Source organism: Corynebacterium choanae (assembly GCF_003813965.1).
In the GTDB taxonomy this organism is placed as follows: Bacteria; Actinomycetota; Actinomycetes; order Mycobacteriales; family Mycobacteriaceae; genus Corynebacterium; species Corynebacterium choanae.
Map to the genome: position 1 here is coordinate 2,330,794 of NZ_CP033896.1, position 24,230 is coordinate 2,355,023.

Annotated in this window: 16 protein-coding genes and 1 pseudogene; 1 reads left to right on the forward strand and 16 read right to left on the reverse strand. The window is 56.1% G+C overall.

Annotated elements, in window-relative coordinates:
* Nucleotides 1-386: 386 nt before the first annotated feature.
* From tsaB to glmS, 5 genes are all read right to left on the reverse strand, one after another.
* Nucleotides 387-1,088 (reverse strand): tRNA (adenosine(37)-N6)-threonylcarbamoyltransferase complex dimerization subunit type 1 TsaB, encoded by a 702-nt coding sequence (tsaB, locus tag CCHOA_RS08410; protein ID WP_123929385.1) that lies wholly within the window; start codon nt 1,086-1,088, stop codon nt 387-389.
* 232 nt (nt 1,089-1,320) lie between these two features.
* Nucleotides 1,321-1,830, reverse strand: a complete 510-nt coding sequence (gene tsaE, locus CCHOA_RS08415; protein WP_123929388.1) for a tRNA (adenosine(37)-N6)-threonylcarbamoyltransferase complex ATPase subunit type 1 TsaE — start codon at nt 1,828-1,830, stop codon at nt 1,321-1,323.
* A 254-nt stretch (nt 1,831-2,084) separates the two neighbouring features.
* Complete coding sequence (gene alr, locus CCHOA_RS08420) at nt 2,085-3,263, reverse strand: alanine racemase (RefSeq protein WP_123929391.1); 1,179 nt, start codon at nt 3,261-3,263, stop codon at nt 2,085-2,087.
* A gap of 412 nt (nt 3,264-3,675) precedes the next feature.
* On the reverse strand, nt 3,676-5,124 hold the full coding sequence (locus tag CCHOA_RS08425; protein WP_123929394.1) for an NAD(P)H-hydrate epimerase: 1,449 nt from the start codon (nt 5,122-5,124) through the stop codon (nt 3,676-3,678).
* 532 nt (nt 5,125-5,656) lie between these two features.
* Nucleotides 5,657-7,516 (reverse strand): glutamine--fructose-6-phosphate transaminase (isomerizing), encoded by a 1,860-nt coding sequence (gene glmS / locus CCHOA_RS08430; protein ID WP_123929397.1) that lies wholly within the window; start codon nt 7,514-7,516, stop codon nt 5,657-5,659.
* 286 nt (nt 7,517-7,802) lie between these two features.
* Here glmS and CCHOA_RS08435 point away from each other — a divergent pair, with 286 nt between their 5' ends.
* Nucleotides 7,803-8,639 carry a dienelactone hydrolase family protein gene (locus tag CCHOA_RS08435; RefSeq protein ID WP_123929400.1) on the forward strand — a complete coding sequence of 279 codons (837 nt, stop codon included), beginning with the start codon at nt 7,803-7,805 and terminating at the stop codon, nt 8,637-8,639.
* A 253-nt stretch (nt 8,640-8,892) separates the two neighbouring features.
* Here CCHOA_RS08435 and CCHOA_RS08440 read toward each other — a convergent pair whose 3' ends face one another.
* The 11 genes and pseudogenes from CCHOA_RS08440 to eccCa all read right to left on the reverse strand — a co-directional run.
* The gene (locus CCHOA_RS08440) at nt 8,893-9,333 is read right to left on the reverse strand and encodes a hypothetical protein (RefSeq protein ID WP_123929403.1); all 441 of its coding nucleotides are present in this window, start codon (nt 9,331-9,333) and stop codon (nt 8,893-8,895) included.
* Nucleotides 9,330-11,318 (reverse strand): hypothetical protein, encoded by a 1,989-nt coding sequence (locus CCHOA_RS10710; RefSeq protein WP_164472437.1) that lies wholly within the window; start codon nt 11,316-11,318, stop codon nt 9,330-9,332. The genes CCHOA_RS08440 and CCHOA_RS10710 overlap by 4 nt, the downstream gene beginning before the upstream one ends.
* A gap of 112 nt (nt 11,319-11,430) precedes the next feature.
* Complete coding sequence (locus CCHOA_RS08445) at nt 11,431-11,739, reverse strand: hypothetical protein (RefSeq protein WP_123929407.1); 309 nt, start codon at nt 11,737-11,739, stop codon at nt 11,431-11,433.
* 605 nt (nt 11,740-12,344) lie between these two features.
* Nucleotides 12,345-12,767 carry a hypothetical protein gene (locus CCHOA_RS08450; protein WP_123929410.1) on the reverse strand — a complete coding sequence of 141 codons (423 nt, stop codon included), beginning with the start codon at nt 12,765-12,767 and terminating at the stop codon, nt 12,345-12,347.
* Nucleotides 12,768-13,017: 250 nt separating this feature from the next.
* Nucleotides 13,018-14,253, reverse strand: coding sequence for a hypothetical protein (locus CCHOA_RS08455; protein WP_123929413.1), 1,236 nt, complete (start codon nt 14,251-14,253; stop codon nt 13,018-13,020).
* A gap of 807 nt (nt 14,254-15,060) precedes the next feature.
* Nucleotides 15,061-15,588, reverse strand: a complete 528-nt coding sequence (rpsI, locus tag CCHOA_RS08460; protein WP_123929416.1) for a 30S ribosomal protein S9 — start codon at nt 15,586-15,588, stop codon at nt 15,061-15,063.
* Nucleotides 15,585-16,028, reverse strand: coding sequence for a 50S ribosomal protein L13 (gene rplM / locus CCHOA_RS08465; protein WP_123929419.1), 444 nt, complete (start codon nt 16,026-16,028; stop codon nt 15,585-15,587). The genes rpsI and rplM overlap by 4 nt, the downstream gene beginning before the upstream one ends.
* Before the next feature lie 779 nt (nt 16,029-16,807).
* The gene (locus tag CCHOA_RS08470; protein ID WP_123929422.1) at nt 16,808-17,098 is read right to left on the reverse strand and encodes a WXG100 family type VII secretion target; all 291 of its coding nucleotides are present in this window, start codon (nt 17,096-17,098) and stop codon (nt 16,808-16,810) included.
* A 167-nt stretch (nt 17,099-17,265) separates the two neighbouring features.
* Nucleotides 17,266-17,583: a WXG100 family type VII secretion target gene (locus CCHOA_RS08475; protein WP_123929425.1), complete on the reverse strand. Its 318-nt coding sequence runs from the start codon at nt 17,581-17,583 to the stop codon at nt 17,266-17,268.
* A 390-nt stretch (nt 17,584-17,973) separates the two neighbouring features.
* Nucleotides 17,974-19,695 carry a type VII secretion-associated protein gene (locus tag CCHOA_RS08480; protein WP_164472438.1) on the reverse strand — a complete coding sequence of 574 codons (1,722 nt, stop codon included), beginning with the start codon at nt 19,693-19,695 and terminating at the stop codon, nt 17,974-17,976.
* A gap of 563 nt (nt 19,696-20,258) precedes the next feature.
* Nucleotides 20,259-24,122 (reverse strand): annotated as a pseudogene (gene eccCa / locus CCHOA_RS08485) (type VII secretion protein EccCa); the annotation flags it as partial.
* Between the last annotated feature and the right edge of the window lie 108 nt (nt 24,123-24,230).

Genomic DNA, 24,230 nt, shown 5'->3' on the forward strand with positions numbered 1-24,230 from the left:
GCCCCCACCCATCGAAAACGAAAACTTATGTCACAAGCTGGCGATATAGGCTCCCTCTAACAGCGTTAGCGAATTTTGTTTCGTATTGCTAAGTCAGGAAATTTTCTAATTAATTCCTTTACCCTATATCGGGGGAGTAAACGCCAAGGCGTGGAGAGACAAATGTAGCGTTTTCAAAGTTCCCTCACCCGGCTCTCAGCATGCCCCAAGAACCCCCATCGATGCTCCCATCCACCAGCTTTTGCCCACGTAATAAAGTATTTTTGGGTGCAATAGCTAATAGTATTGCTGCCGAAAATACCCCCTGGCAATGTTCCACTACGTGGAATTTTCACCCCTGCTGGCTAACGACATTCCCCCAAAAAGATAGTTTTAAGTATAAAATTTTAAGTGTCCGAACGTGGCGGTAACGCGCTCGAACGGGGTTTGCGCGCCGGTTCCTTCGCGTCCGGTCGCCGCAGATACAGCGCCACCAGTGGCTCAGGCGGTTCGGCAAGGTTAGCAACTGAAGCTAAAGCTATGGGCGTGGGATAGGTTTCCACCACGGTACTCGTTGCGAATGCCTCTACTGCCGCATCGGTGAGGCCTGCCGCAGCAGCTACCAAGCCGACCTGGCCGGCATACTGCTCAATAATCGCATCGGGTCGTCCAACATTAGGTTCAGTAATTCTTTGACCATCCCGATACGTTGCGTAATACCACTCACGGCGACGTGCATCGGTGACAACTAGTAGATCCCCCAAGGATGATGTGCCAGCAACGCACTGACCTACAGCGCTAGCAGCCATTGCATCTAAAGTGCACACCGGCCAAACAGGAATATCCAACGCATCAGCATAAGCTTGTGCCGTAGCCATCCCCACCCGTAAACCGGTGAAAGGCCCAGGGCCACAGCCAGCAACGACACCAGCAAGATCAGCAGGTGCCGCGGCAATCGCGGCGAGCGCCTCACCGATAGCAGGCACCAAACGTTCGTTGTGGTGACGGCATGCATGAACCGTGGTCTCAGCGAGAACCCGCCGAGCATCGGTATCAACAAGACCAACCACAAGAGAAGGCGTCGCAGAGTCAATGGTGAGAATCAGCACATACTCAATCCTATGCCACACCCCCGCCAGGCAATAACCCAAAAAGAGACCATACTAAAACCCCTGCAAGCACGCACCCCGCAGGGACGCTGTTGAGGTGGTCTTCCAGCGCGACGCAACTTGGATTTCACCACCGCGACCTCGCAGCGTTCCAACCCCCACACTATGTGCAGCAGCAGTCCCCGGCGTGTACTACACCACAGCAGTCAAGCATTATTTCAGCATTGGTTGATTACCGATCAGCATCATGCCACCGCCAACTGATAATGCGTGCCTCGGAATCCGGATCCTCTTCGACAGCGGTATTGCGATCGATGGAAATCGTCATCCATCGAGCAGCAAGTTGCTCCATAAGCCCCTCTCCCCATTCGGCGACGACCACTGCCTGTTCCAAATCGGTATCTAAATCAAGTGCATCAAGCGAGCCCAACGGATCGACAGCAGCATCCGGATCTTCCCCAAACAATCGATAGGCATCAACATGCACCAGATCAGGGCCGTTGCTGATACTGCGGTGCAGCCGGGCGATCACAAACGTTGGTGAGGTCACCCGACCCTTGACCCTCATCCCTTCGGCCAGCCCCTGGGTAAACGTCGTTTTCCCAGCACCCAACGGACCGTCCAAAATAACCACATCACCAGCGCAAAGAGTAGCGCCAATTGCTGCCCCTAGCGACTGGGTGGCAGCAATTGTCTCGCAGCGAAGTCTCCCGGAATGTGGATAGCTAAATTGTGACGTCATAACTGTGCAGTGTATCGCTTCTGCAAAAACCCACACAGCACAGCAGGCAATGCTCATCCTGCCCCACCCGCAAGAATAGTGACAACAGATGTTCCCGTCAGTTGCGAGCATGCTTGCCTCTGCGACTTCGCAGGGTGGCTGTCCCGGCTACGAACAGCTGCTCACCTCAGCGGCACACTTCCTGCGACACAGTTACTCCCCCTATCGCCTAGGGCGCGAAACAGTGAGCAGTGTTGACATGTCCCACCGTCGCACTAGTCCGGGAAGGTACCGGTGAGTGCGCCAGCTGTACGAGTTAACACTGCGGGGAGATTCTTCCCTGATGGACTGACATATTCCCGATGAATTCGACCATGTGGGGCACAGACAATCTCGTAGGCGATGGTGTCGGTTGCTAACGCAAGCTCTTCAGCAGTCATCTCCTGATGTGTACCTGGACCAAAGATTAACGCGTCGTCACCGCCGCGAACACCGTGCTGATTGTCGCCGAGGAAAATAATAATTTGATCCATACAAACCCGGCCAACCTGCGGATATCGCTCACCATCGATAGTGACCCACAAATGATTCTGCCAGGAGCGGGGACAACCATCGGCGTAGCCGAAGGGGATGGTGGCGATAAAACCGTCGCTGGGTGCCCGCCACGTGCCGCCGTATGAGACTGGTTGACCTTGTGCAATGGGTTTGACCACCACCACCTTGGCCAGCAGTGTCATTGCCGGCTGCAGACCGTGATCCTCACCGGCCACCGGTTCCACCCCGTAGAGTGCAATACCCGGCCGAACCATGTCAAAACCCAAATCGTGACGAGCCAACGTGGTCGGCGAATTCGCGAGATGATTCATCTGCGGGGTGAGTCCGGCCGCCCGCGCGGCAGCAACGGCCCGCCGGAACGTGGCAGCCTGCGCATTGTTATAGGGGTTTTGCTCCTCATCGCCTAGCGCTAAATGGCTCATAATCCCGGTGAACTGCACATAACGCGACGCCTCGGCGAGGGTGCGAAACACACTCGGCCAATCTGCTTCGCACACCCCTGAGCGTCCCATCCCCGTTTCAACCTTTACCGTCACCTGGGCGGTGATCTCAGTCTCTTTCGCGGCACGCACCACTGCATGCGCATGCGCCGCGGAGATAATCGCCAAATCGATGCCTGCTTGTAAGGCGGCAGCGATATCTTGTTCTGGCCGCCACATCCACGCCAAAATTGGTTTGGTTATCCCAGATTCCCGCAGTGTTACGGCTTCTTTCAAGGTTGCCACCCCAAACTGGTCGGCACCGTGTGCAGCCATCACATGGGCGCACACCACCGCACCGTGGTTGTAGCCGTCAGCTTTCACCACCGCCATCAGTTTCCGGTCACCGATGAGTTTTTTCACCAACGCAGTGTTCGCGGCAATCGCGTCAAGGTCGATCCGTTGGGTCAACAAATGCATGGGACCTATTGTGCCACTGCCCAGAGCAATATCGGTCATTGAACCGAAAATAGTGCCGTAATGCGCAACTTCACCCCGCACAGCGACAAGGTCATCAGGCGTGTACATCGCCACAAGCAAAACCAGCCAATTGAAAACGCACCAAAGCTGTCGCCATTCCAAACGATGGGCACAGCCGCCGTAGCGCGTCCCCGCACACCGGCGTGCACGGTATTGCACTGACCGACAATACTCCGCAGCAAGGGTCTCCGCAGGGCGAGCATTGCCCCACAACACATGCTGCACCTGCGACAATAATGCGGCGCACCACCGTCGAATCTTGTTCTGCCACTTCCACTCAAACCATGGCAGCAGAAGACATGCGATCAACACCATGCCGCGGCCTATTCACGCCATGCCGCGGCCTTTATGGTTACGGTGGCGTAGTGGTGCCCTTAAGTGTCGTAGTGATCGCCAAAGCCAAATCACTCGCCGGGGCAGGACCTTGCAAACTTCTCGCAGCCTCCGCATGAAGTTTCGCGGCAAGTGCCACACTCAGCGGCTCTGCGCGGTGCGCAACCGCGGCACCAATAATTCCCGACAACACATCCCCTGAGCCAGGAGTGGCAGCCCACGAGCTTTCCGCATCAATGACAAATGCTTCTGCCGAAGTCGCCACCACCGTGATGCGGCCTTTAAGAAGCACACAGCAGCCCAATTTCACCGCCAAGGCCCGTGCCGCACCAATTCGGTCATTGCCCGGCGGGCGACCCATCATCCGGGCATATTCCCCATCGTGTGGAGTCAGCACTGTCAATTGGGTGCGGGCAGCAAGCCGATGCCGTAAATGCTCATCATGCGCCAACGCCGTTAACGCATCAGCATCCACAATCAGCGGCACATTCTGCTCAATTAACCACCGCAGATTCGCATCAGATTCCCCAATACCAGGTCCGGTTACCCAACAATCCACCGATCCTGCATCAGTTGGGGTAGTCGTCGCCACAACCTCCGGATGGCGGGCAAGAACAGCCTTTTTCGCAGGCCCCGCATACCGCACCATCGGGGAAGTTGCGCGCACCGCCCCCGAGACACACAGCACCGCAGCCCCCGGATATTTTGCCGAACCGGCATGAATACCAGTGACACCACCGGTGTACTTGTTGCTTAACCGGCCAGGTACCGGCCAGGCGCGAAGATCGTCTTTAGTAATGACCCTTCCCCACGGCGGCACCATAGCCAACTGCGCATCAATGCCAAGTCCGTGCAGCTCCACTTTCCCGCACACGTCGCTACCCAACGCATGGGCAGGTTTTAATGCACCAAAGGTGACCGTGCGATCCGCAGCAATACCATTCGAATGCAAAATCCCAGTCATCGGCGACACCCCAGAGGGAATATCGACCGCCAACACTGGGGCGCGTTTATGAGTAACCACCAGCGATGCAGCAACAGCAGCCGCATCTTTGAGACCCCCATGGGCACCAATACCCACAATGCCATCAATAATCAGATCAGCCTGCTGCACATCAGCAATCGCAAAATCGGCAGCAAAACCAACCCCTGCGATCCGCTGAGGTTGCAGCAAATCTAACGCTGGCTGGTGCAACGACTTCCCAGTCGCCCACACCGTGACATAGGCGCCACGACGTTTCAACTCATAGGCGGCATACAAGGCATCGCCACCATTACCGCCTGTGCCACAGAGCACTAATACTCGCGCACCAGCGGCCGCCGCAGTACGTCGCTGACGCAACATGTCCAGCGCAGCATGTGCAACAGCAGCAGCTGCTTGCCGCATCAATTGTTCACCGCGCTTGGCAATCAGCGGCAGCTCCGCGGAACGGACAGCTTGTGGAGTGTACAGCGGCATCGGAGACATAATCGACCTTGTCTACGCTTTCTCCCAGTAGAAACCTTTTACAACCAGCACAGCACCCGGCAGCGGCACCCCACCGCCGATCACTCTGCCGAAGCTGCCGGCAGATCGCCGACAGCAACGCTCATCTCATGGTCAACCAACTACTACAACCATGATCCTGATGTGACCGGCGCCTAGCCTGCAGTCACATCCGCAAATCCCGCACAGTAGCAGCGCCAATGATTCCATTGTGGCCGGTTAAAGTCTGCTATGTACAGCATTCGTGAACAATTCTTCATTTTCACCATTTCAACCGGCAGGTTTGCACCGCACCATTGCAACGTTCAGCCGCCGACCGATAGTAAAAGCGCTGCGGCCGCCACCGACATCGTCACTGTGCAAACCAGCGAAAAGACCAGGCAGCGGCCACACAACACATGCATGCGAAAAGCATGTGCAGCATCAGACACGGAACGACTCTTATGCCATTTCCGCGAGAACTATGCACAGGTAAGGCACGACGACACCTGCACACAGGCCGACGATAATCGACCTATTCGACAGTCACCGACTTCGCCAAGTTCCGCGGCTTATCAATGTCTTCATTGCCACACTGTTGTGCAATCTCGGCAGCTAAGAACTGCAGCGGCACAGTCGCCAACAGCGGCTGCATAATCGTTGAAGCTTGCGGGATGCGGATCAACCAGTTGGCGTAAGGCTCAACAGCGGTATCACCTTCCTCGGCGATCACAATCGTTTTCGCACCACGGGCACGAATCTCTTGAATATTCGACACAATCTTCGAATGGAGCACTTCCCGACCACGTGGCGAAGGCACCACCACAACCACCGGCAAATCATCTTCGATGAGCGCAATCGGCCCATGCTTCAACTCGCCGGCAGGGAACCCTTCCGCATGAATATAGGCCAGCTCTTTAAGCTTCAACGCACCCTCAAGTGCGACCGGGTATCCAACCCCCCGGCCAAGAAACAGCATGGTACGAATCGCGCCAAGTTCCTTAGCGATCGCCAAACACTGCTCTTCACAGGCCAACACCTGCTGCACCTTTTCAGGAATCGCCTCCAGCTCAGTCCAAATATCGAGCACTTCATCCGGATATTTCGTGCCACGTTCCTGGGCGAGCGCAAGACCGACAATATAGTTCGCGGCCACCTGCGCTAAAAACGCCTTCGTGGAGGCAACCCCGATCTCAGGACCGGCATGCGTATAAAGCACGGCATCCGATTCGCGTGGAATCTGCGCCCCAAAGGTATTGCACACCGCCAGTACTTTCGCACCCTGCTCCTTCGCATGGCGAACAGCTTCCAACGTGTCCGCAGTCTCCCCGGACTGGGATACAGCCACCACCAACGTGCGTTTATCCAGCACCGGATCCCGATACCGGAATTCTGAAGCGACCTCGATTTCCACCGGAATACGAACCCAATGCTCAATCGCATATTTCGCAAGAAGACCGGAGTGATAAGCCGATCCGCAGGCGACCACAAACACCTTGTCAAAGCTGCGCATATCAGCACCGGTGAGATCCTGCTCGTCCAGCACGATCCGACCATCGACAAAATGCCCAGTCAAGGTGTCTCGAACTGCTGCCGGCTGCTCGTTGATCTCTTTCATCATGAACGAGTCATAGCCACCTTTTTCTGCAGCAGCTAAATCCCAGTCGATAGTAAAGGCTTTCCCCTCCACCGGATTACCAGCGAAATCACACAGGCTGTAGCCCTCAGCAGTGGCGTGAACCACCGTGTCTTGTCCCAATTCAACAGCGTCGCGGGTGTATTCGATAAACGCTGCCACATCAGAGCCAAGGAAGGTTTCACCTTGCCCAACCCCGATAATCAGCGGAGTGTTACGACGAGCCGCATAGATTTCGCCGGGATGATTCACATGCACGAATAAAATCGTGAATGCGCCTTCTAGCTGCGCCAACACAGCCAGCACGCTGGCTTTGAAGTCGCCTGCAGTAGGGCCGTCATTGTAGGCCAGCGCCAAAAGGTGAGCTGCGACTTCCGAGTCGGTGTCACTGCGAAGGCTAATCCCCTGCTCCGTTAACGCCGCACGAAGCGCCCCGGCATTTTCAATAATGCCGTTGTGCACAATTGAGACGGTCCCATCGAAACTATTGTGCGGATGCGCATTGGCATCGGTTGGGCGACCATGGGTTGCCCACCGCGTGTGTCCAATACCGGTATGGCCGCTAAACGATTCCGGATTCTCGTCGAGCTTATCCAGAAGATGCTGGAGTTTACCTGCGGCTTTGGCGGTGGCATAGGTACCATCTTCGACAATGGTCAACCCAGAGGAGTCATAGCCGCGGTATTCCATCCGACGCAGCGCTTCGGTAATAACGTCAAGAGCCTGTTGGTGGCCCACATATCCAACGATTCCACACATAGGCACACTGTACCGTGCAAAGGCAATAACCTTTAAATACCCATGATGGAGTGATTCTTCAGGTTGCCGCAGATCACGGCCGCCTGCTGTATATGTGCTGCTCTCACTGAACCAGCCTCGCAAATTTTGAAGTGACACCTGCACGAATGCGGAAAACTGATGTGTTACTTTCCGATATTCCGCCACAGCGAAATCATCGAAGGACTGCCAGATTTCTCTCCCCTCTTTGCTTATTTCACAGCCCGCAAGGGGCGATAGCAGCAGCCATCTACTATTGTTGCTATACGTGGCTGGAAATCTGCAGAAACATCTCAATCGTTTATCCAAGCGCGGTCCGCACCGCGTACTCGTTGGCGACCTGGATTTCGTTGGAATCCCGGGAGTGCTTTACACCCCTGCTGAAGGTAACGGTATCCCAGCAGTAGCCTTTGGTCACGATTGGATGGCGAGTGTCAAAGACTATCACCGTACGCTGCGGCATCTTGCAAGTTGGGGGATCGCGGTTGCTGCCCCACAAACTGAACGAACAATGATGGCAAACCATCGAGGGTTCGCAGCAGACTTGGAAACCTGCCTGCAGATTTTGGCAGGTGTCAAACTCGGCGAGGGGAATGTCACAGTCGCACCAGGCAAACTTGGCTTGGCCGGTCACGGCATGGGTGCAGGATGTGCAGTCCTTGCCGCGGCCGGGAACGAAAAAGTCAAAGCGGTTGCTTCGATCTTCCCGGCGAAAACCTCCCCCAACGCCTATAGCGCCGCGAAACGGGTGGAAGCACCAGGGCTGGTCATCGGCTCTGCAAAAGACTCACTTGTTGATGCCGGTAACCCTGCCCGATATGCCGCAAACTGGGCTGGTGACTGTGTCTACCGCGAAGTCGACAATGGAAACCAGTTCGGGTTCACCGAAAACCTCACCCGGAAACTGCTCCTTGGTATCGGCCTGCCAGACTATAGTGCCCAAGAAACCATTCGCGGGCTTGTCACAGGATTCCTGCTGCACGAATTAGCGGGTGAACGGAAATATTCCGCCTTCGCCGATCCAACAGCCGAAGCGAAGCATGTGCTCATATTCGACGACGAGGAAATCGCAGAAAAAGCCGATCTGTCGAAGTCGCAACGATAAATGCACCGCGGTGGGGACAGGGTTGCCACACCGGTGATGGTTCTTTAACCGACGCCGCCGACTACTCTTGAACACGAAATCGAGAGGTGTCGGCGGCGCTTGTCGTACCTAAGGCTGCCTGATTGGTGTTTGCTGTCACGGCACAATCTCGCCGATTCTTACGACGCTGCCACAATCCGGGTGTAGTGCTGCAACGCAAAGCAGGCTTACTTTCACCCTTCGAAACCGGACACAGCCCGGCTCTCCTTTGCGGCTATCGCTGCAGAATGCTGCCAATCACACCGTTTCGTCGTCGCTGCTTACGACCACCGTTGCCGACCTGTTGTGAGATGTCACCATCGGCGGCAGCAGGTAATTGAGGGGATTTCGAAGCAGCTGGACGAAGGCTAGAGTTCATCGCCCTGCCTGCAGATAAATTACCGGCTTGCTCCTCAGAATCCCGATGTGGTGCGCTTAGCCACGATGGCAGGCCACTGCCGCGCTCCGGCAACCTCCGTTGTTGAGACGTTCCCGGAACAAATCCGGACTGCTGTGCTTGTTGGGATTGTTTGCCAGATTGCTGCCCTGAAAGAGTTTTCTCTGCAGCCCGTTCGGCGGCTTGCACAGCTTGGGTTACGGTGGCGTCAAACTTGGCAAGCTGGGCTTGCAACTTTCGTTCAAAGTCGGCCGAAATTGCCGCAAAATCGTTACTCACCAGGTTCCTGCCTTTCGAATTTGCTCAGTTGGTGAAGATGTTGGTGCTGCGACACACACGGGTTGCGGTGGAGCAGCTGGTGTCTGCGGGATTCCTTTCGTGTGCACCTGCGGTGCAGCAGGTTCCGGTGGTGGCGGAGCCGGTGCAGGCGCCGGGGCTGGTGCTGGTGGGGCAGCTGCTGCTGGCTGTGTTGGTGGTGGGGCGGGTGCAGGTGCCTCCGGGGCTGCCGCAGGTGGCTGTGGCAGGAAATGTTCAATCGCGTCATGAATCTGCCGGTTCACCATGTCGATAAACCCACCTAGCTGGGTCGACAGCAAACCGATACCGACCGTGCCGATGACTTTCGTCGCAATCGAAGTAAGGTCACTGCTGCCAAATAGTGTGCTAAATATTTCTGTCGCGACTGTGCCAAGCCCACCAAGCAACCCTCCAAAGACCGATCCAGAGCTGCCGCTGCTACTTCCCGATTCGGCAGTATCCGATTTGTCACTGGATTGCTGATCAGTGCTGCTGTCGTCGTGATCCTTAGCAGCATCACTGTCGCCAGTGGGGCTATCCGGCTTCTGCGGCTTGTCATCTTCGCAGTCTTTTGTGGACTCTGCTTCAGCAGTGTGTTCGGGGCTTGCTGCATTGTCGCATTGATCCTGCCCGCTACTGCTCGTCGCAGGTGTTTCACCATCTGTGGTGTTGACGGTCTGCTTACTGTCTCCGGATGCTTCACCGTGTTTCGCGGGGTCACAGTCGGTAGTTGTATTGTCTGAGGTTTTTGCTGATTGTCCGGCAGTGCCCCGTTGATCAACCCCTCCAGTTCCACGGCCGCAGCTACTGCCGGATCCGCTGGTTGCCGGTGGAGTATTCCCTGCCGCCTGGGTGGCTAGCCCGCCACCTGTTGTTGCTTTGCCACCCGTGTCCGATGATGTTCCACGGTTTGCCTGGTCAGCGCAATTTGGTTCTGCTGCAGTACTGGGAGAGGTCGGTGTTGGGCATTGTCCCGGATTAGGTGCCACTCCTTGCGGTGTTGTAGTACCTGGAACCGTGCTGGATCCTGCCCCAGCAGGGGGCGGCGGTGGTGTTGCAGGCTGGCTTGCCGGTGGGTTCGACGGCGGTGCGGGTGGCGCTGCAGGTGTCCCAGCCTGAGGCGTGGTTGGTGCGACAGGCGCCCCAGCCTGAGGTGTAGTGGGCGCCGGTTGATGGTCTGCAGGTGCGTCTTTCTCCGCGCCGTCACAGTGGCAATCCTTGTCATGAGCCGGCCCCTTGTCATCAGCAGGAGGCTGCTCATCGTCAGATTGCCCCTTCCCCGGTTCACACTCCCCTGCAGCATTCGCATCGGCCGACCCTTTATCCTGTCCAGCAGCGCCGGGACGTTGGGCAGCCAGGAGCGCCTCTAGCACGCGTAGCAGCTCTTCATATACTGCTGCAAATGACTCATCCCGGGCACGCAACACTGCAACAATGCCCTGCCCAATATCATCGACCAGCCTTACCGCATTGTCATAGATTTCCAGCGCCGCAGCTTGATCATACGGGTAAAGGACGTGCGCATTCGTCACCAAGGTTGGAACGACGACCGTCAAGGCATGTTCAAAATTTTTCAGCTGCAGCACCGTTAAATCCTCTAGCTGCCGCAGCGCATCTTCTGCTTCATCCGCGGATTGATCGGCCTGCCCTAAACCCTGCAAACGGTGTAAAAACTCGGCTGCTTTAGGAATAACGTTGCTCAACACTGACACGATTGTCAGCGGCATGTTCAACAGGTCAACTGCTTTACCGAGTTTGCCCTTCGAACTTTTCGCCTGTTTGGCGGTTTGCCGAACAGCACCCCCTACTGCCGCCGGATCAAACCCTGCAGTGTGACTAAGTAGTGTCTCCACCTGGCCAACCCCAACCTGTGGGCCGCGATAATAGCTAGCCAGTGGCGACTGCTGCAGCATAGCGATGGCCTGGGCATATTGACTACCGATTGTGCTTGCCGTTGACGTTGTCATCGGTCGTATTCCCCCTCATTGATGTGTGTGTTGCCGTTGAGCGCGCCTCATCGCCGCATGGCGAAAACCAGGTGTGATGCGCAGCCTTGGTGGCAAGTATGAACGTTGTTTCTTACACGACGGGATCGATCCGTCGCAGATTCTCGGCAGCAGTGTTATCAGCAGCAATATGTTCATCGACTTGTGCCATCAGCTGCTCGCCCATAGCACCAAACCCGTCGAGTGTCTCCCCAACCGCGTCGTGTAACAAGGTGATTGCTTCTTGAATACGGCGTCCATAATCAGCGAACTGTTGGCCGCAGCAGTACGGATTGAGCGTGGCAACACTGCGATGATGGGCGGTGATCTCTTCCCGCGCCGTGCCGAGAAGATTCGCAGCAACCTTGGTAGTTGCTATCGGATCAAAAGCAAGTTCTTCCATGATGTTCTCTTGTCTTTCACTGGTTTACGTGCCACCAGCCGCACAATGAGCCGAGTCTGTGCAGTGTTTGTGGCGTACAGCAGCATCGTCGACAAGCAACCCGGAGCACCCCCCAAGTCGCCTGCTGCCCGACACCGGCAACATCCCACGCGGCGGTAGCGGTTCAATGCTTCCTTTGACTGCGAACTCGCCGCCGCCGGTTCCCACCGGTTTTTGAACCACTGCATCTGACCGCGAAAGTAGCCGCGGCAACCTGTTAACAAAGTGGTCGATGTGTGCCGCGGCCCCAAGCCCCACCCATTGGCAACAGTAGCGAACTTCACCGCAGACATCGGGTCGTATGTTGATTCTTGCAAGCGCCAACACCGGGCAATGGTTGAAAATAATGCCGATTATTGGCCTGTCAACAACGGCTTTTCAGATGCGGCAAACCATCAAAAACAAAACCCACCTGCCACCAGTGGTGTGCGTGCACTCTTGGAAAAGCACAGACCACTTGGGGAAGGTGGGTTGCTGAACATGTGGTTGTTGTCAGCGCTAAACGTCATATCCAAAACCCTGACATACCGTCACCGTAATAATCACAGACTGTTGATGCTGCCCTGTTATTCGCCGGTGCTAGTGGCCGGTGGGGCAACTGGTGCCACAGGAGCCACAGGTGCTGGTGAGGCTCCTTCACCAGTGGTTGCCGTAGATGGTGCAGGGTCTGCACTTACCGGAGTTGGAGTCACAGCGGACTGCGAGGTGGTGGATTGCTCAACGGGCACTGCCGAAGTGGTGGTTGTCGTGTCAACAATACTGACACCACGTTGCTCTGCGGTGAGCCGTTGAAGATAGGCGGCTTCGTCTTTCTCGAGGGCACTGGGAATAGCTAAGGTTTGGAATCCAACGGCCACAAATCCAGTGATGGCAGCAACACCAATGATCACAGCCATGGAGTAGCCGATCATCGCTTGCATACGACGGTTTGCCCGGCGCGTACCGGCGACGTGGGTGGCGTCAGCGATCTCCGCTTGGTCGACGGTCATCTCCTGGGTGAGCGGAGTAGATGACGGCTGCGTTTACTTGTGCGTTCCTTGCGAATGTTTTTGACCAATGTGGTGTCGCAGCTGATGAATGCTCACCGCCGCGAGAAGATACTACTGGGCGAGGGTGACAAAATTTGCACCAGCCAAAATCGCGCGCAGCGGATCAAGCACCCGGAAGGGGGCGATCTCTGTCTCATCAATACGGGATCAATTCGGCAGCACTTTGCCCTAAGCGGAAACGGCAAAATAGTTAGCGTTGACGTTGCGGCTGTTGCGCAGCGATAGACGTGACCTGAAGATGCGAATCGGGTTGGATCCGGACAGTGTTGAACACCCGTCCATCAGCCTGATCAGCTGCAAAATCGGTAAAGGACAGTTTCCACAAACCTTCCCAGGACTGTCCTGGTTGAAGTTGCATTGTCCCATCGACCTGTTGCACCGGCTGTTGGACTGCAGACCATTGAACGTTAGCACCGCCAAGTTGGGTTTCCCCATCCCCAAGCAGATCGACTGTGCTGCCATCGGGTGCGGTGAGCACCACATGCGCATCCGGACCTAAATCGTCACGGGCAATGACAGTAAAACGGACAGCATCGATGGAATCATCGAGCATCACATCGAACGATTCACTGGCTACCCGCTCCCCGGATGCTGCACCCGGGGTCCCGAGTGCCTGCCGGAAGGAAGCAAACAGCGAACCTGCACTGTTAGCCGGGTAGAACGCGCCAAAAGCGGGCAGCTCACCGCACCGCTCCCCTTCCCCGGAAGTGACCCCTTTAAACAAGGAGAAATCGGTCGGGGCGTTACTCTGCGACAGCCCAATACCCACGTGGTAAATACCGGCCGACCGAATTTGATCCGCTAAACCTCCGGGGCGACAAATCGCATCTTTGGCCTCCACATCTGCACTGGCAGGGCCTTCCGCGGTGAGTGCACCGTCAGTAAAGGTGACCAGCATTTTGCATGCATCCGGCTGTTCGGATCGGGAAAAATCTTCATACGCACCTGCGAACGCATTAGCGTAGTTGGTGTACAGCTCGCTATCACGGTCAGCCTGGGCGGCGATTACCGAATTGATTTTGCTCAACGACGACTCATTCAATGCTGTCCAACCACCATAGGTGCCACCGGCACCAGGAGCCGCGTTATACAACTGACCGAAACCGGCCACCCGCACGTTGGTGGCAAAACCCTCATCTTGCTGCTTGATCAACAGCTGTTCCACAAATTGTTGGGCTGCAGGTACGCGGGCATCATCCGGGTCGGTGCCGGGCCGATCACGATGAATCTCACCGCCGGCAACTTCATGCTTGAGTGGCTCTGTCTCATCCATCAAAATGAGCACGTCAAATGAGATACCTACAATCCCGGCAAGTAACCAAGAAACGAACGAACCAATATCCCTGGCACCGTCAGTGGCGTGATAAAGCACCGCCACCACAATCGAACCGATAAGACCATGTGCCCCACAGACTAGCGAAGGCAAAAGGGCATTGTTCGCTTTGCCCACCCGAGTTGCGCCTACTGCATTGGTATCTACCGGATCAAAAGGCTCCACTCGCTGGTTGCTGCTACAGCAACATTGCTTGGCACAGCCGAACCACCTGGCGCCCCGGCAGCGTGAAACTGCATTGTTGGGGCGTCATTAACGGGGGAACATAATTGAGCCGTCGGCGCATTACCGGTTGCAAAGCCCGGTTTAGACTGCCCCTGCGGCATCTCCCAATCCCCGGAGGCTCCCAGCCTCCTTGGCTGTTGTTATCCGAATTCATCTTCTTATCTAAAGTCCTACTTCTCCCAGCTCACACCAGGATGTTGACATTTGCTTTCCAGCTGCGTTGACGACTGGCCGACTCATGCAGCACGAACACTTTACTTGGCTTGCTGTAAGGCAACTCTGCGCGCCGCTGAGAGATAAATTTGGCAAAACTACCACAAAGAATATGACGAATCCGCCCGACAAACAGTGCCAGAACTACAGCAATACCCACCCCTAGCGTCTGCCCCCCCACATCGTCGGGTAGGCACTTTCTTGCACAAATTCCGCGGCCACTGTGCAACAGTGACGCCCGCGATGGATCTTCCTCATGCCGTAGCGAGATACATGCAAGTAGATGCTGTTCGCAGCACAGACGCTTCGCAGCGCAGCAATTTGTGAAATGGCAAAACTCCCAGCCTTGCCTTGGATAAACCGTGATAGCGCAACATATTCATGTTGCAGCTTCCGATCCCCAACACAGGACTGGGAGTTTGCAGCGCAGCAATTGCAGCCATAGACGACTGCGAAAGGCGTTTAACGCTTGGAGTACTGCGGTGCACGACGAGCCTTGTGCAGACCCGCCTTCTTGCGTTCCACGGCACGAGCGTCACGAGTGAGGAAGCCAGCCTTCTTCAAAGCCGGACGATCGCCCTCGTTGTACGCGTTGAGCGCACGAGCGATAGCCAGACGGAAAGCACCAGCCTGACCGGTAGGGCCACCACCTTTGAGGTTGGCGTGAATATCGAACTGGTTCTCCCGATCAACCAGCACCAGCGGTGCCTTGATCAGCTGCTGGTGCAGCTTGTTCGGGAAGTATTCTTCCAGGCTACGGCCGTTACAGATGAACTGACCAGAGCCCTGCACCATGCGGACGCGAACAATAGCGCGCTTACGGCGACCAACAGTCTGAATCGGGTGATCCAGTTCCAGTGGTGCTGCAGGAGCTTCGGTTACGTCAGCCTCTGGGGCGACAGCGTCAGCGATCGAGGAGGTGAACTCTTCGGTTGCAGCCTGTGCGGCAGCGATGTCTTCAGGGGTTGCGAGGTTGTTCTGTTCGGTCACTGTGCCACCTGCTTGATCTCGAAGTTTTCGGGCTTACGGGCACCGTGCGGGTGCTCCGGACCTGCGTACACGCGCAGCTTCTTGATAGCAGCACGGGACAGGCGGTTGTGCGGCATCATGCCTTCGATTGCTTCGAACACCACGCGCTCTGGGTGCAGTTCCATGGAACGGCGCAGAGTCATCGTGGTCAGACCACCCGGGTAACCGGAGTGACGGTAACGGAATTCGCGATCCCGCTTGTTCGAGGAGATGTGCACCTTGTCAGCGTTGACAATGATGACGTGATCGCCACAGTCGACGTTCGGCGCGAACACAGGCTTACCCTTGCCGCGCAGCAAGTCAGCTGCGGTCACAGCGAGACGACCGAGCACCACGTCAGTGGCGTCGATGACGTACCACTTCCGGGTCACGTCCTCGCTCTTCGGATGAAAAGTAGACAAAACGACTCCTTAAAGCCAGTCTTGAGGAAACTGCCAGCCATATTTCGCCACTTCGTTACCCTTCCAACATTGTTGGCTCGGGCACGCTACAACACGTCGATCAACCTTGTCCTTATATCAATTACTGAACAACATCCGTCATTCATCAATTGCAAGATTTCGCACTGCAGCAACTTGTAGCTGGAGATAGAACACGCAGGGTAGGTGAAACCTACATCGATCATCGAAACCGAAAGGTGGTTTCTCACGCACGGCGGCCGGTGGAGACCCGAGGTGCCTGCTTGCGGAGACAGGAACTACAGCTGTAGCACATGCCAAATCCGTGTGTGTTCTACACACGAGGTTAGAAGTCTATGACACTGCACCGGCCAGCGCAAACTCCCATCAACCAACTGTTTGCTGCAAAGCAAAACATCAACAGCAGCACACGGTTCCCTAAGTGCGATAGTCGACACTCCAGAAAAACCGGGCAGCAGATAGAAGTCAGCGACAATCCACAGTTCCGACCAGCCCACACAGCGTCCCCCATACAGTGGCTTTACACAATAGGAACACCGCCAGCACAGAAAACACATCCACTATCGCTAGTAGTTGTGTCCCCTGTACTGGCGGCGACGATAATGCCGAGTGCTTAAAACTGGCAGCGGAAGCGGCAATGCCAAGGATGATTGCTAACCTTTTGCAGCACACTTTCGCATCAGTCAAGAGCAAGGCTTTTTACAACAGCTATCCATCTTCCCGGCTGCTGTCAGCTTGCGTGGTCGAGCATCGGTGTGTGGCTAGGCCCACGAAGCGGCAGCGCGTCGGTTCACCGCGTTCATACGCTGATTCCCCTGGCTGACTGTTTGTGCAATCGTGCCAAGCACCCTATTTAATTCAGCAGCAGCTTGATCCCACTGCTGTTGAGCCTGATTGTAAGCTGCAGCCGACTCACCTTCCCAGGTGGCAACCATCGGCTGCAGACCCTGCTTCAACGAGTCAAGAGTGCTGTTGATGCGGCCGGTAGTGCTCGTAATATCGGCCGCAGCCTGTTCGATTGCTCCGAACTGGTAACGAATCATCGAATCCATCGTTCCAAAAAATCCTTTTCCATCATTGAGTGTGAATAACAGATTGAAAAACCACGACTGGGATTTCCACCATCAGGGTTCATCTAGCCGAAGGTGTCGAATTTCCCTCCACAAAAAGGAATGCCCGTGATGCTGTAGCACGCATCCCAGTCGACGGATGCCCAATGCTAGAGGGCGAGTCCTTCTCCCCCGACTGCGCGGAAGGCTTGTGCGTTTTCTTCTTCCGAGCTGGCGAATTGGTGCGCATTGTTGCGAATGTTGTCGCTGATGGCACCCAATGCTTGACTGAGCTTGCCGGCGGAATCTTCCCATCGCACCATCAGCGAATCGAAGGACGATTGGGCTTGCCCCGCCCATGAACCTCGGAGCGAGTCAACTACCCCACGCAGTCGATGAAGTTCGGACTGCACATCCTGGTTCGTGTCATCAACTCGCCCCGCGGTGGCGATCATGACATCGGCTTCTGTCCTGAACTGATCAGACATCCAAATTCCCCTCGTTGTGTTCCTGTTTGCAGTGAGGTAAACACCCTGCGGTGTTGTGGCAAACATAGTGTGTGCATTGTTTTCACAGTGGATTCCTCTTCCCTCTATGCACGACCATCGATGCCCCCTACCGTTGCGGTATGTCCATAATGGCTGTGCACTTCACCGTTGTTACGTTTTCGATTTTTTCGTTCGTTGTAACTGGTGTTGAGAGTTAGTGCACCACGTCAGCAGCTTCCCCAGATCCGCCTAGATAAGTGTTTCCGCTACAGGGAGTTAATTACCTGCTGCTATTACTTATCGAAGATGAATCCTTGTTGTGTGAAAGTTGCTTTCGCAGATATTGGACTGGCACTGGCTTTGCATCGGTTCCCCCGAATTTTTCAGCGTTCATTCTGCAGGTGGCGGCGGTGCTCCAGGGGCTGGCCGCACAGCAGCGGCAACCCGTCGACACAGTTCGAGCTGTGACGGCGCCAAGCTTTGGCGGGCGTGACATCCCACCGATAGTCGGGTTGCCCCCTCGACCCAGGTCGCCCAAATAACAGCGGATCCATCTCCTGGCCGTTCGGTGTAGCTAATCACCGGTTTGTCTTGGGGGCGCAGAAGCGTGGCTGTGGCGCCGAGTTCAACCATGGGATCGGCTAGCAAGGCACGAGTGATAGCGATCTGAGGATCTTGATCACCATCAACCACCGGGTCAGCGGCGATAATCATGCGAACATCGGCAGCCTCGTTGCGTAACACATAGGATCCGTCGGGTTGGGGATCAGCATGAAACCCGTCAGGGATTTCAAATTCCACTTGTGCATCGCGAATGTGCCGCTCGGGTGCACCTTGCGGATCGCTGGGAGGCGACAGCATCGGCAGGGAGGGGGTCGGTTGAGTTGGTGCTGTTCTTTCGGTTGTGACGGCAGGCTGCGTCGGTCTCTTGGACGTGGACGTCTGGGGTGTGTTTGATCGTTGAGGTGTAGTGTCTGATTCCGAATGAGACGGCACCCCCAGCATGATTCCCAGCATGGCGGCGCTGCACACCACGGCAATACCAGCGAAAACCAACACTGGTGTGCTAATCCGATTAGGGTGCTGACGAAGTCGACGCCTACCCGATGCCTTTGATTGGCCGCCTGCCCGTCGAGAGTGACGCTCTGACTGATTGGTGTGTTGCGCGGGACGTAGCGGGGTGAGGCGCTGTGGTCGATGTCGGCGGCGCGACGGTGTTTGCGTATGGAGAAACTGTTCGGTTAGTCCTGCCTGTTCATCGTGCAATGGTGCCGGTGCAAGTAACGGAGTTTCTTGCTGCGCCGAAAATTGGGTAATTGTTGCTGCACTGTCGCCCGGGTTGGGCGATGTCATTGTGGGTGCTGCAACTGCACTCGTTAACAGCGTTTCGTTTGCGAGCATCTGATGCGCAGTGGGCAGTTGTGGGTTATCGTCGCAGTTCGCAGATTGATTCCCCACTTCGCCTAACAACGCGATTGGAGAATCATCTCCAATAGCGTCCAATGATTGGTCGTCTAGAGGTGTGACATCCGGCAGTCCACCGGAGGCAGCATTCCCATTTTCTTGGTCTGCACGCTGATTGTGCTCGGTGAAGCTTTCTGTGGTGATTCGGTCATCACCTATTTCTGTGGAAAGCAGTGCGTTCATCGGCGCTTTTTCGCCGACTACCTCCGACTCCTGCAAATACCTCGGATAAGACGACGTGGTGGCGTCGTCTGTTTCGCGGTCTGTAGCAGGATCTGTTACCGAATTCGGTTCAATTGCAACACCTGTCCGCTGGTCTGTGTGCAGCAGGTGCACTACCGCATCATCCGCCGTAGGGCTGCCTGGTGAACAATATCGGGCAGCAATTCCCGCTTCCTCGAGTGCTTCGGCAAAGGCCGTGCACGCAGAAGCATCACCGGCCAATTCCACCGGATCGTCAGCACAAGGATCAAACACTATCTCTTTCAGCTGTTCCACTGCAGCGGGGATCGCCCAGCCTTGGCAGATACCAAGTGCTGAAATATCTTGTCGTACGAGTGTTTCCCGTCCTCGGAATACCGTCCGGTCGGCAGTGATCTCCACCGAGACTCGACGCTGGTGGTGTTGATCATTTGGTAACTGGATCACTGTGGCCGACTGTGATGACGGTTGGATTGCAGCGTTTTTAGTTGGAAGTACCGTGTTGTTGTTACTACCAGCCATCATTGCCCCCTTAGTTATTGTCTTTTTCGAAATATTGACTGTGTTTATTTAGAAGCCTCACTGCGCAACGGCGAGTATTGCGTTGATGCAGCCGATTGCACATCGCCAAGTTCCCCTGTTGGCGGTGTCGATCTGTCATCTACCAGCTGCCGGCTCGTTGTGGGATGAGGACTTCCTTCAGGATCAATGATGGTGGCATCCGCTGGCATCGCTTGCTCCGTTGCCAGATCTGCAGCTTCCTGTGTGGAATTTTGGTGCTGGCGCTGGTTTTCTTTACTCCCCATGTCATCGAGTTGTTTCTCGCCCGCGGTGAGCTCGTCGCCGACTAGCGCATTGTTCGACTCCGTTTCGGTAGCCGTGCTCCCGTGATCTGAATGGTCGGGGTGATCACCAGCTGGCACTGCATGCTCGCCACGAGGTTGTTCGTGCATTTGAGTTTGGACTGCAGGTAGCAAAATCTGACATTCACCGACAATGTCGCCGTCGATACTGACCGTCGCCCGGCCGGGGGCGAAATGTCGGGGTTTGATTCCAAAAAGGGATCCTTCTTCCCTATCGCAGTCAAGTAACACCACAACCGGGGTGCTATCTTTCACCGCACTGATCAGCGGATCCCACATTGCGCGAGCCGCCCCACCAGTTTTTCGCGCTATGACGAGATGTAAGCCAATGTCTTTCGCATGCGGAATTAACGGCACTAGAGGGTGTAATGCGCCGTCCGGAAGCAGATCAAAGTCATCAACTAAAACAAAGAGTTCTGGTCCTTGCCACCAGGAGCGCGCCCGCAATTGTTCCGGACTGATATCTGCCGAAGGTAGTCGGCGCTGCAATGTAATTTGCAGATCCTTGATTGCTGTCACAATCTGATCGGCACTGCTGGCATAGGCTGCGATCATGTCCTCTTGAAATGCGCCAAGATGTCGACGTCGTGGATCAATCACCACCAGCCGGGCATGAGACCGATCCATGGTTGATAGTTGTTCTGCAACAGTTGCCAGCATTGTTGATTTCCCGGCACCGCGGGCACCGAAGCACACCAAGTGATCTTGTCGATCCGGGTTGAAAACTACTGCGCTGAGTAATGGTCCACCGATAGCAAATGTCACCGGTTGGCTAGTGTCGACTGTGGTCGTTTCAATGGCTGTGGGAAGCATGCGCAGCGGGCGGGTCGGAATATCGCCGCGAGCAGCCGAATTAGCTGCGATCTCTGCGATGAGTGCATCGTCAACTGTGGTGAACTGCATAGGTTCCGCGTTATGCGTCAATCCTCTTCCCGGAATTGCCGGCAGCCGCTGTTGCGCTTTGCGATCGAGCACCGAATCGAGCGAATCGGTGAGATGCAGTTCAAGGCGCAGGCCGATAACGTCTTTGATCGCTGGCCGCAGTAGTGCCCATCGTTGCACCGACAGCACCATATGCACTCGAGCCCCGAGACCATCGGTGACAATTCGAATACATTGATCCGACAGATCAGTGTCGCCAAACTCTTGCATAAACCCTTGCCACCCATCAATCACCAGCAGGGTGTGTTCAGTGTCGTTGGCCGGCTGATCGATAAGTCCAATGACTTCCGCAATAATCCGCCGGATTTTTTCTTCCTCTCCCCGGCAAGCTACTGCTGCCACATGTGGCAACATCGCTAGTTTGTCGAGCGCATGTCCTGAATAGTCGATGATGTACATCCGAAGCGTCGCGCTGGAATGGGTGGCTGCTAAACCTGCCAGGAGGGTGCGCAGCGCAGTTGATGTACCACTCCTTGGCGCGCCACACACAGCCACATGCCCGTTACTGCCGGTGAGCTGCACAACATAGGGGTCTTGACGCTGTAACCGTGGACGATCAATAAGTCCGAGAGTTGCCGACATCTCACCGGCAGGTGGCTGCTGGATATCCCGTATAAACGGGGCGGCATCAATAACTGCAGGCAGGGGCGGCAACCAGATTTGATGTGCCTTCAACTGTCGTAACGCGGCAGCGTCACTAGTGACCCGTACGGTGTAGTCGACCAATGTGGCATCCTGCTGGCCGGCAGTGTCACCATATGTCGGGGAGGGAAGTTTCACTACTGCTTCGCTGAGCACATCCGCATGGGTAAACATTGTTGGGGCAGGCAGCTGATACATCGCTTCCACTGCAGCGGTGAGCTCGTTGTCAAGCTTGCCGGACACATAGGCTGCCTGAAATTGGGTCAACGCCTCAGCATCAGTGCGGAGAAGTCCCACACCTGGCTGCTGCGGAAGATGGTACGCGTCAACTACCCCTAAGACTTGTCGTGATTCTGCCGCAGAGAATGTTTTTAACCCGAGTCGATAGGACAGATGCGAGTCAAGGCCGCGCAGTCTGCCTTCCTCAAGACGTTGCGATGCAAGGAGGAGATGCATGTGGAGTGAGCGGCCGAGACGGCCGACAGCAGTGAACAGATCCGCAAAATCTGGATGCTGTCCCAGCAGCTCAGAAAACTCGTCGAGGACAATCACCAGCGCTGGCAGCGGCGGCAATGCCGGATTGTTTTGACGCAGATGACGATAGTCGTCAACGTTTTTACAATTCCCGGCGCGCCGCAGGAGTTCCTGGCGGCGATGCATTTCTCCTTCGATTGCTTCTTGCATGCGTTCTACTAGGACTGCTTCTTCTGCCAGGTTGGTGATCACCGCCGAAGTGTGGGGTAGCCCGTCAAGGCCTAGGAAGGTGGCGCCCCCTTTGAAGTCGACGAGTACGAAGTTCACGTCGTCGGGGCTGTGGGTGAGTGCTAGTCCTACGACAAGGCTGCGTAATAGTTCTGATTTTCCGGATCCTGTGGCTCCGATGCACAGTCCGTGTGGCCCGTAGCCGCCTTGGGCGGCTTCTTTCAGGTCGAGTACAACTGGGTGGCCGGTGGTGGTGACACCGATTGGGACGGCTAGTCGGGCTTTCGCGGCGAGGGGTGGCCACATGGCGGCCGGGGTGTGTTGTTGTGGACTGGTGATTCCGCACAGCTGCAGCATGCCGCTGCTCTGTCTACTGCCGGTGGTGATTGCGCGGCGGTAGCCGGTGAGTTGTCGGGCTGTTTCCCGGGCGAGGGTGAGACTGATGGTGTCGGCTTGTCCGAGGACTTCTTTCCCTGCTGCTGTTTCGACTGCTAGCTGGTAGCTGACGTTTTGGGTCGGGGATGGCGGTAGTGGGTGGTGTTGGGGCTGAAGGTGGCTGCGTTCCGGGGTTGGGTGTAGGCGGGTCAGCAAGGAGCGGAAGGGGTGCTTGAAGGTGGGTGTGGTGCGTTGACGGATGTGTTTCCGGCGGGTTACAGGTGGTAGCAGGTGTGGCTGTGTAAGGCCGCTTGTGCGACGTGATTGTTTGCGATGTTTTGCTACTGCTGTGGTGGTTGTGTTGCTGGTGGGGGTTGGTGCCAGGTGCAGAATGAGTCCACTGTCGCGGGCTGCACGCCACAGGTTGCTCCCTGGGGTGGAGGCGACGTCGATGATGGTGTCGAATTCGCTGTAGTCGGTTGTGTTGTGCGGTCCTGCGTCGCCGATTACCAAAATGTGGTGGGCGTTGGTGTTGTTGCGGGCGGTGTGGCGGGCATGGGGTAGCCATTTCACCCAGTCGAATCCGGATCCGAGGGTGGTGATGGTGATACTGTCTGGGCCGTGGTGGAACGCCAGTTGCACGATAAGGCTGCGGGCCATGCCGGTTCGTCCGGGGCCGGTGAGCGCTATGACTGGGAAATCTGTCAGGGTGAGGCCGACTGGGCAGTCGGGTACGGTGCTTACTGTGTCGATGACGTGGGCGGCGCTGATCGCACAGACCGGGTCTAGGTCTTCTGGGGCGCCTGGTTGGGCGAGTTGTACGGGGGTGGCCAGTGCTACTTCCCCGGTGGCGATCCGTACCCAGCCGAAGTCTTCCATTGTTTGGTCGCGTTCCCACAGCCGCGGGGTGTGCAGCATCGACCAAAGCGTTTCAGAGGCGGGAAATCGGTGGGTTAAATAGCGGCGTTGCTGCTGGCTGTGCTGTTGCGCTTGACGTCGTACTTGTTGTAGGTGTCGAAGATAGGTGCGACGGGTTTCGGTGACGTCCTCGGTTTGGTTACCGCCAAACATCGCTGCCATGCTGGCCAGCATCATCACTGGAAATAGCAGCATCATAGGGTTGAATCCGCCGCCGCGTAGCACCATCATGGCGATCATCGCACCGAAGACGACCACCATAATCAGTGGGAGGATCCACCGCATTAAGGGTTGTGGGCTGGGTTTTTCGGCGGCAGGTATCGCCTCGATTGCGATGTCACCGTGTGGGGGTTCTGGCCACGGGATTCGGTCGTCCATGGTGCGTATCGGAACAACCACTGCTTGCCGGGTGGCATGGTTCGGCGATGTCATAGCTTTGCTCCTTGTAGACCAGGGTTGGGCAGCACTTCGGAAAACCGATTGGTTGCTGCTAGCGAATCGTGCTGGGGTTTTCGGCATCAGATGCTGCCGCAAGAGGCA

Excerpts from the sequence above, each read along its gene's own strand:
- tsaE (WP_123929388.1), bottom strand. The coding sequence starts at position 1,830 with ATGACGTCACAATTTAGCTATCCACATTCCGGGAGACTTCGCTGCGAG.
- alr (WP_123929391.1), bottom strand. The coding sequence starts at position 3,263 with ATGCATTTGTTGACCCAACGGATCGACCTTGACGCGATTGCCGCGAAC.
- CCHOA_RS08425 (WP_123929394.1), bottom strand. The coding sequence starts at position 5,124 with ATGTCTCCGATGCCGCTGTACACTCCACAAGCTGTCCGTTCCGCGGAG.
- glmS (WP_123929397.1), bottom strand. The coding sequence starts at position 7,516 with ATGTGTGGAATCGTTGGATATGTGGGCCACCAACAGGCTCTTGACGTT.
- CCHOA_RS10710 (WP_164472437.1), bottom strand. The coding sequence starts at position 11,318 with ATGACAACGTCAACGGCAAGCACAATCGGTAGTCAATATGCCCAGGCC.
- CCHOA_RS08445 (WP_123929407.1), bottom strand. The coding sequence starts at position 11,739 with ATGGAAGAACTTGCTTTTGATCCGATAGCAACTACCAAGGTTGCTGCG.
- CCHOA_RS08450 (WP_123929410.1), bottom strand. The coding sequence starts at position 12,767 with ATGACCGTCGACCAAGCGGAGATCGCTGACGCCACCCACGTCGCCGGT.
- CCHOA_RS08470 (WP_123929422.1), bottom strand. The coding sequence starts at position 17,098 with ATGGATTCGATGATTCGTTACCAGTTCGGAGCAATCGAACAGGCTGCG.
- CCHOA_RS08475 (WP_123929425.1), bottom strand. The coding sequence starts at position 17,583 with ATGTCTGATCAGTTCAGGACAGAAGCCGATGTCATGATCGCCACCGCG.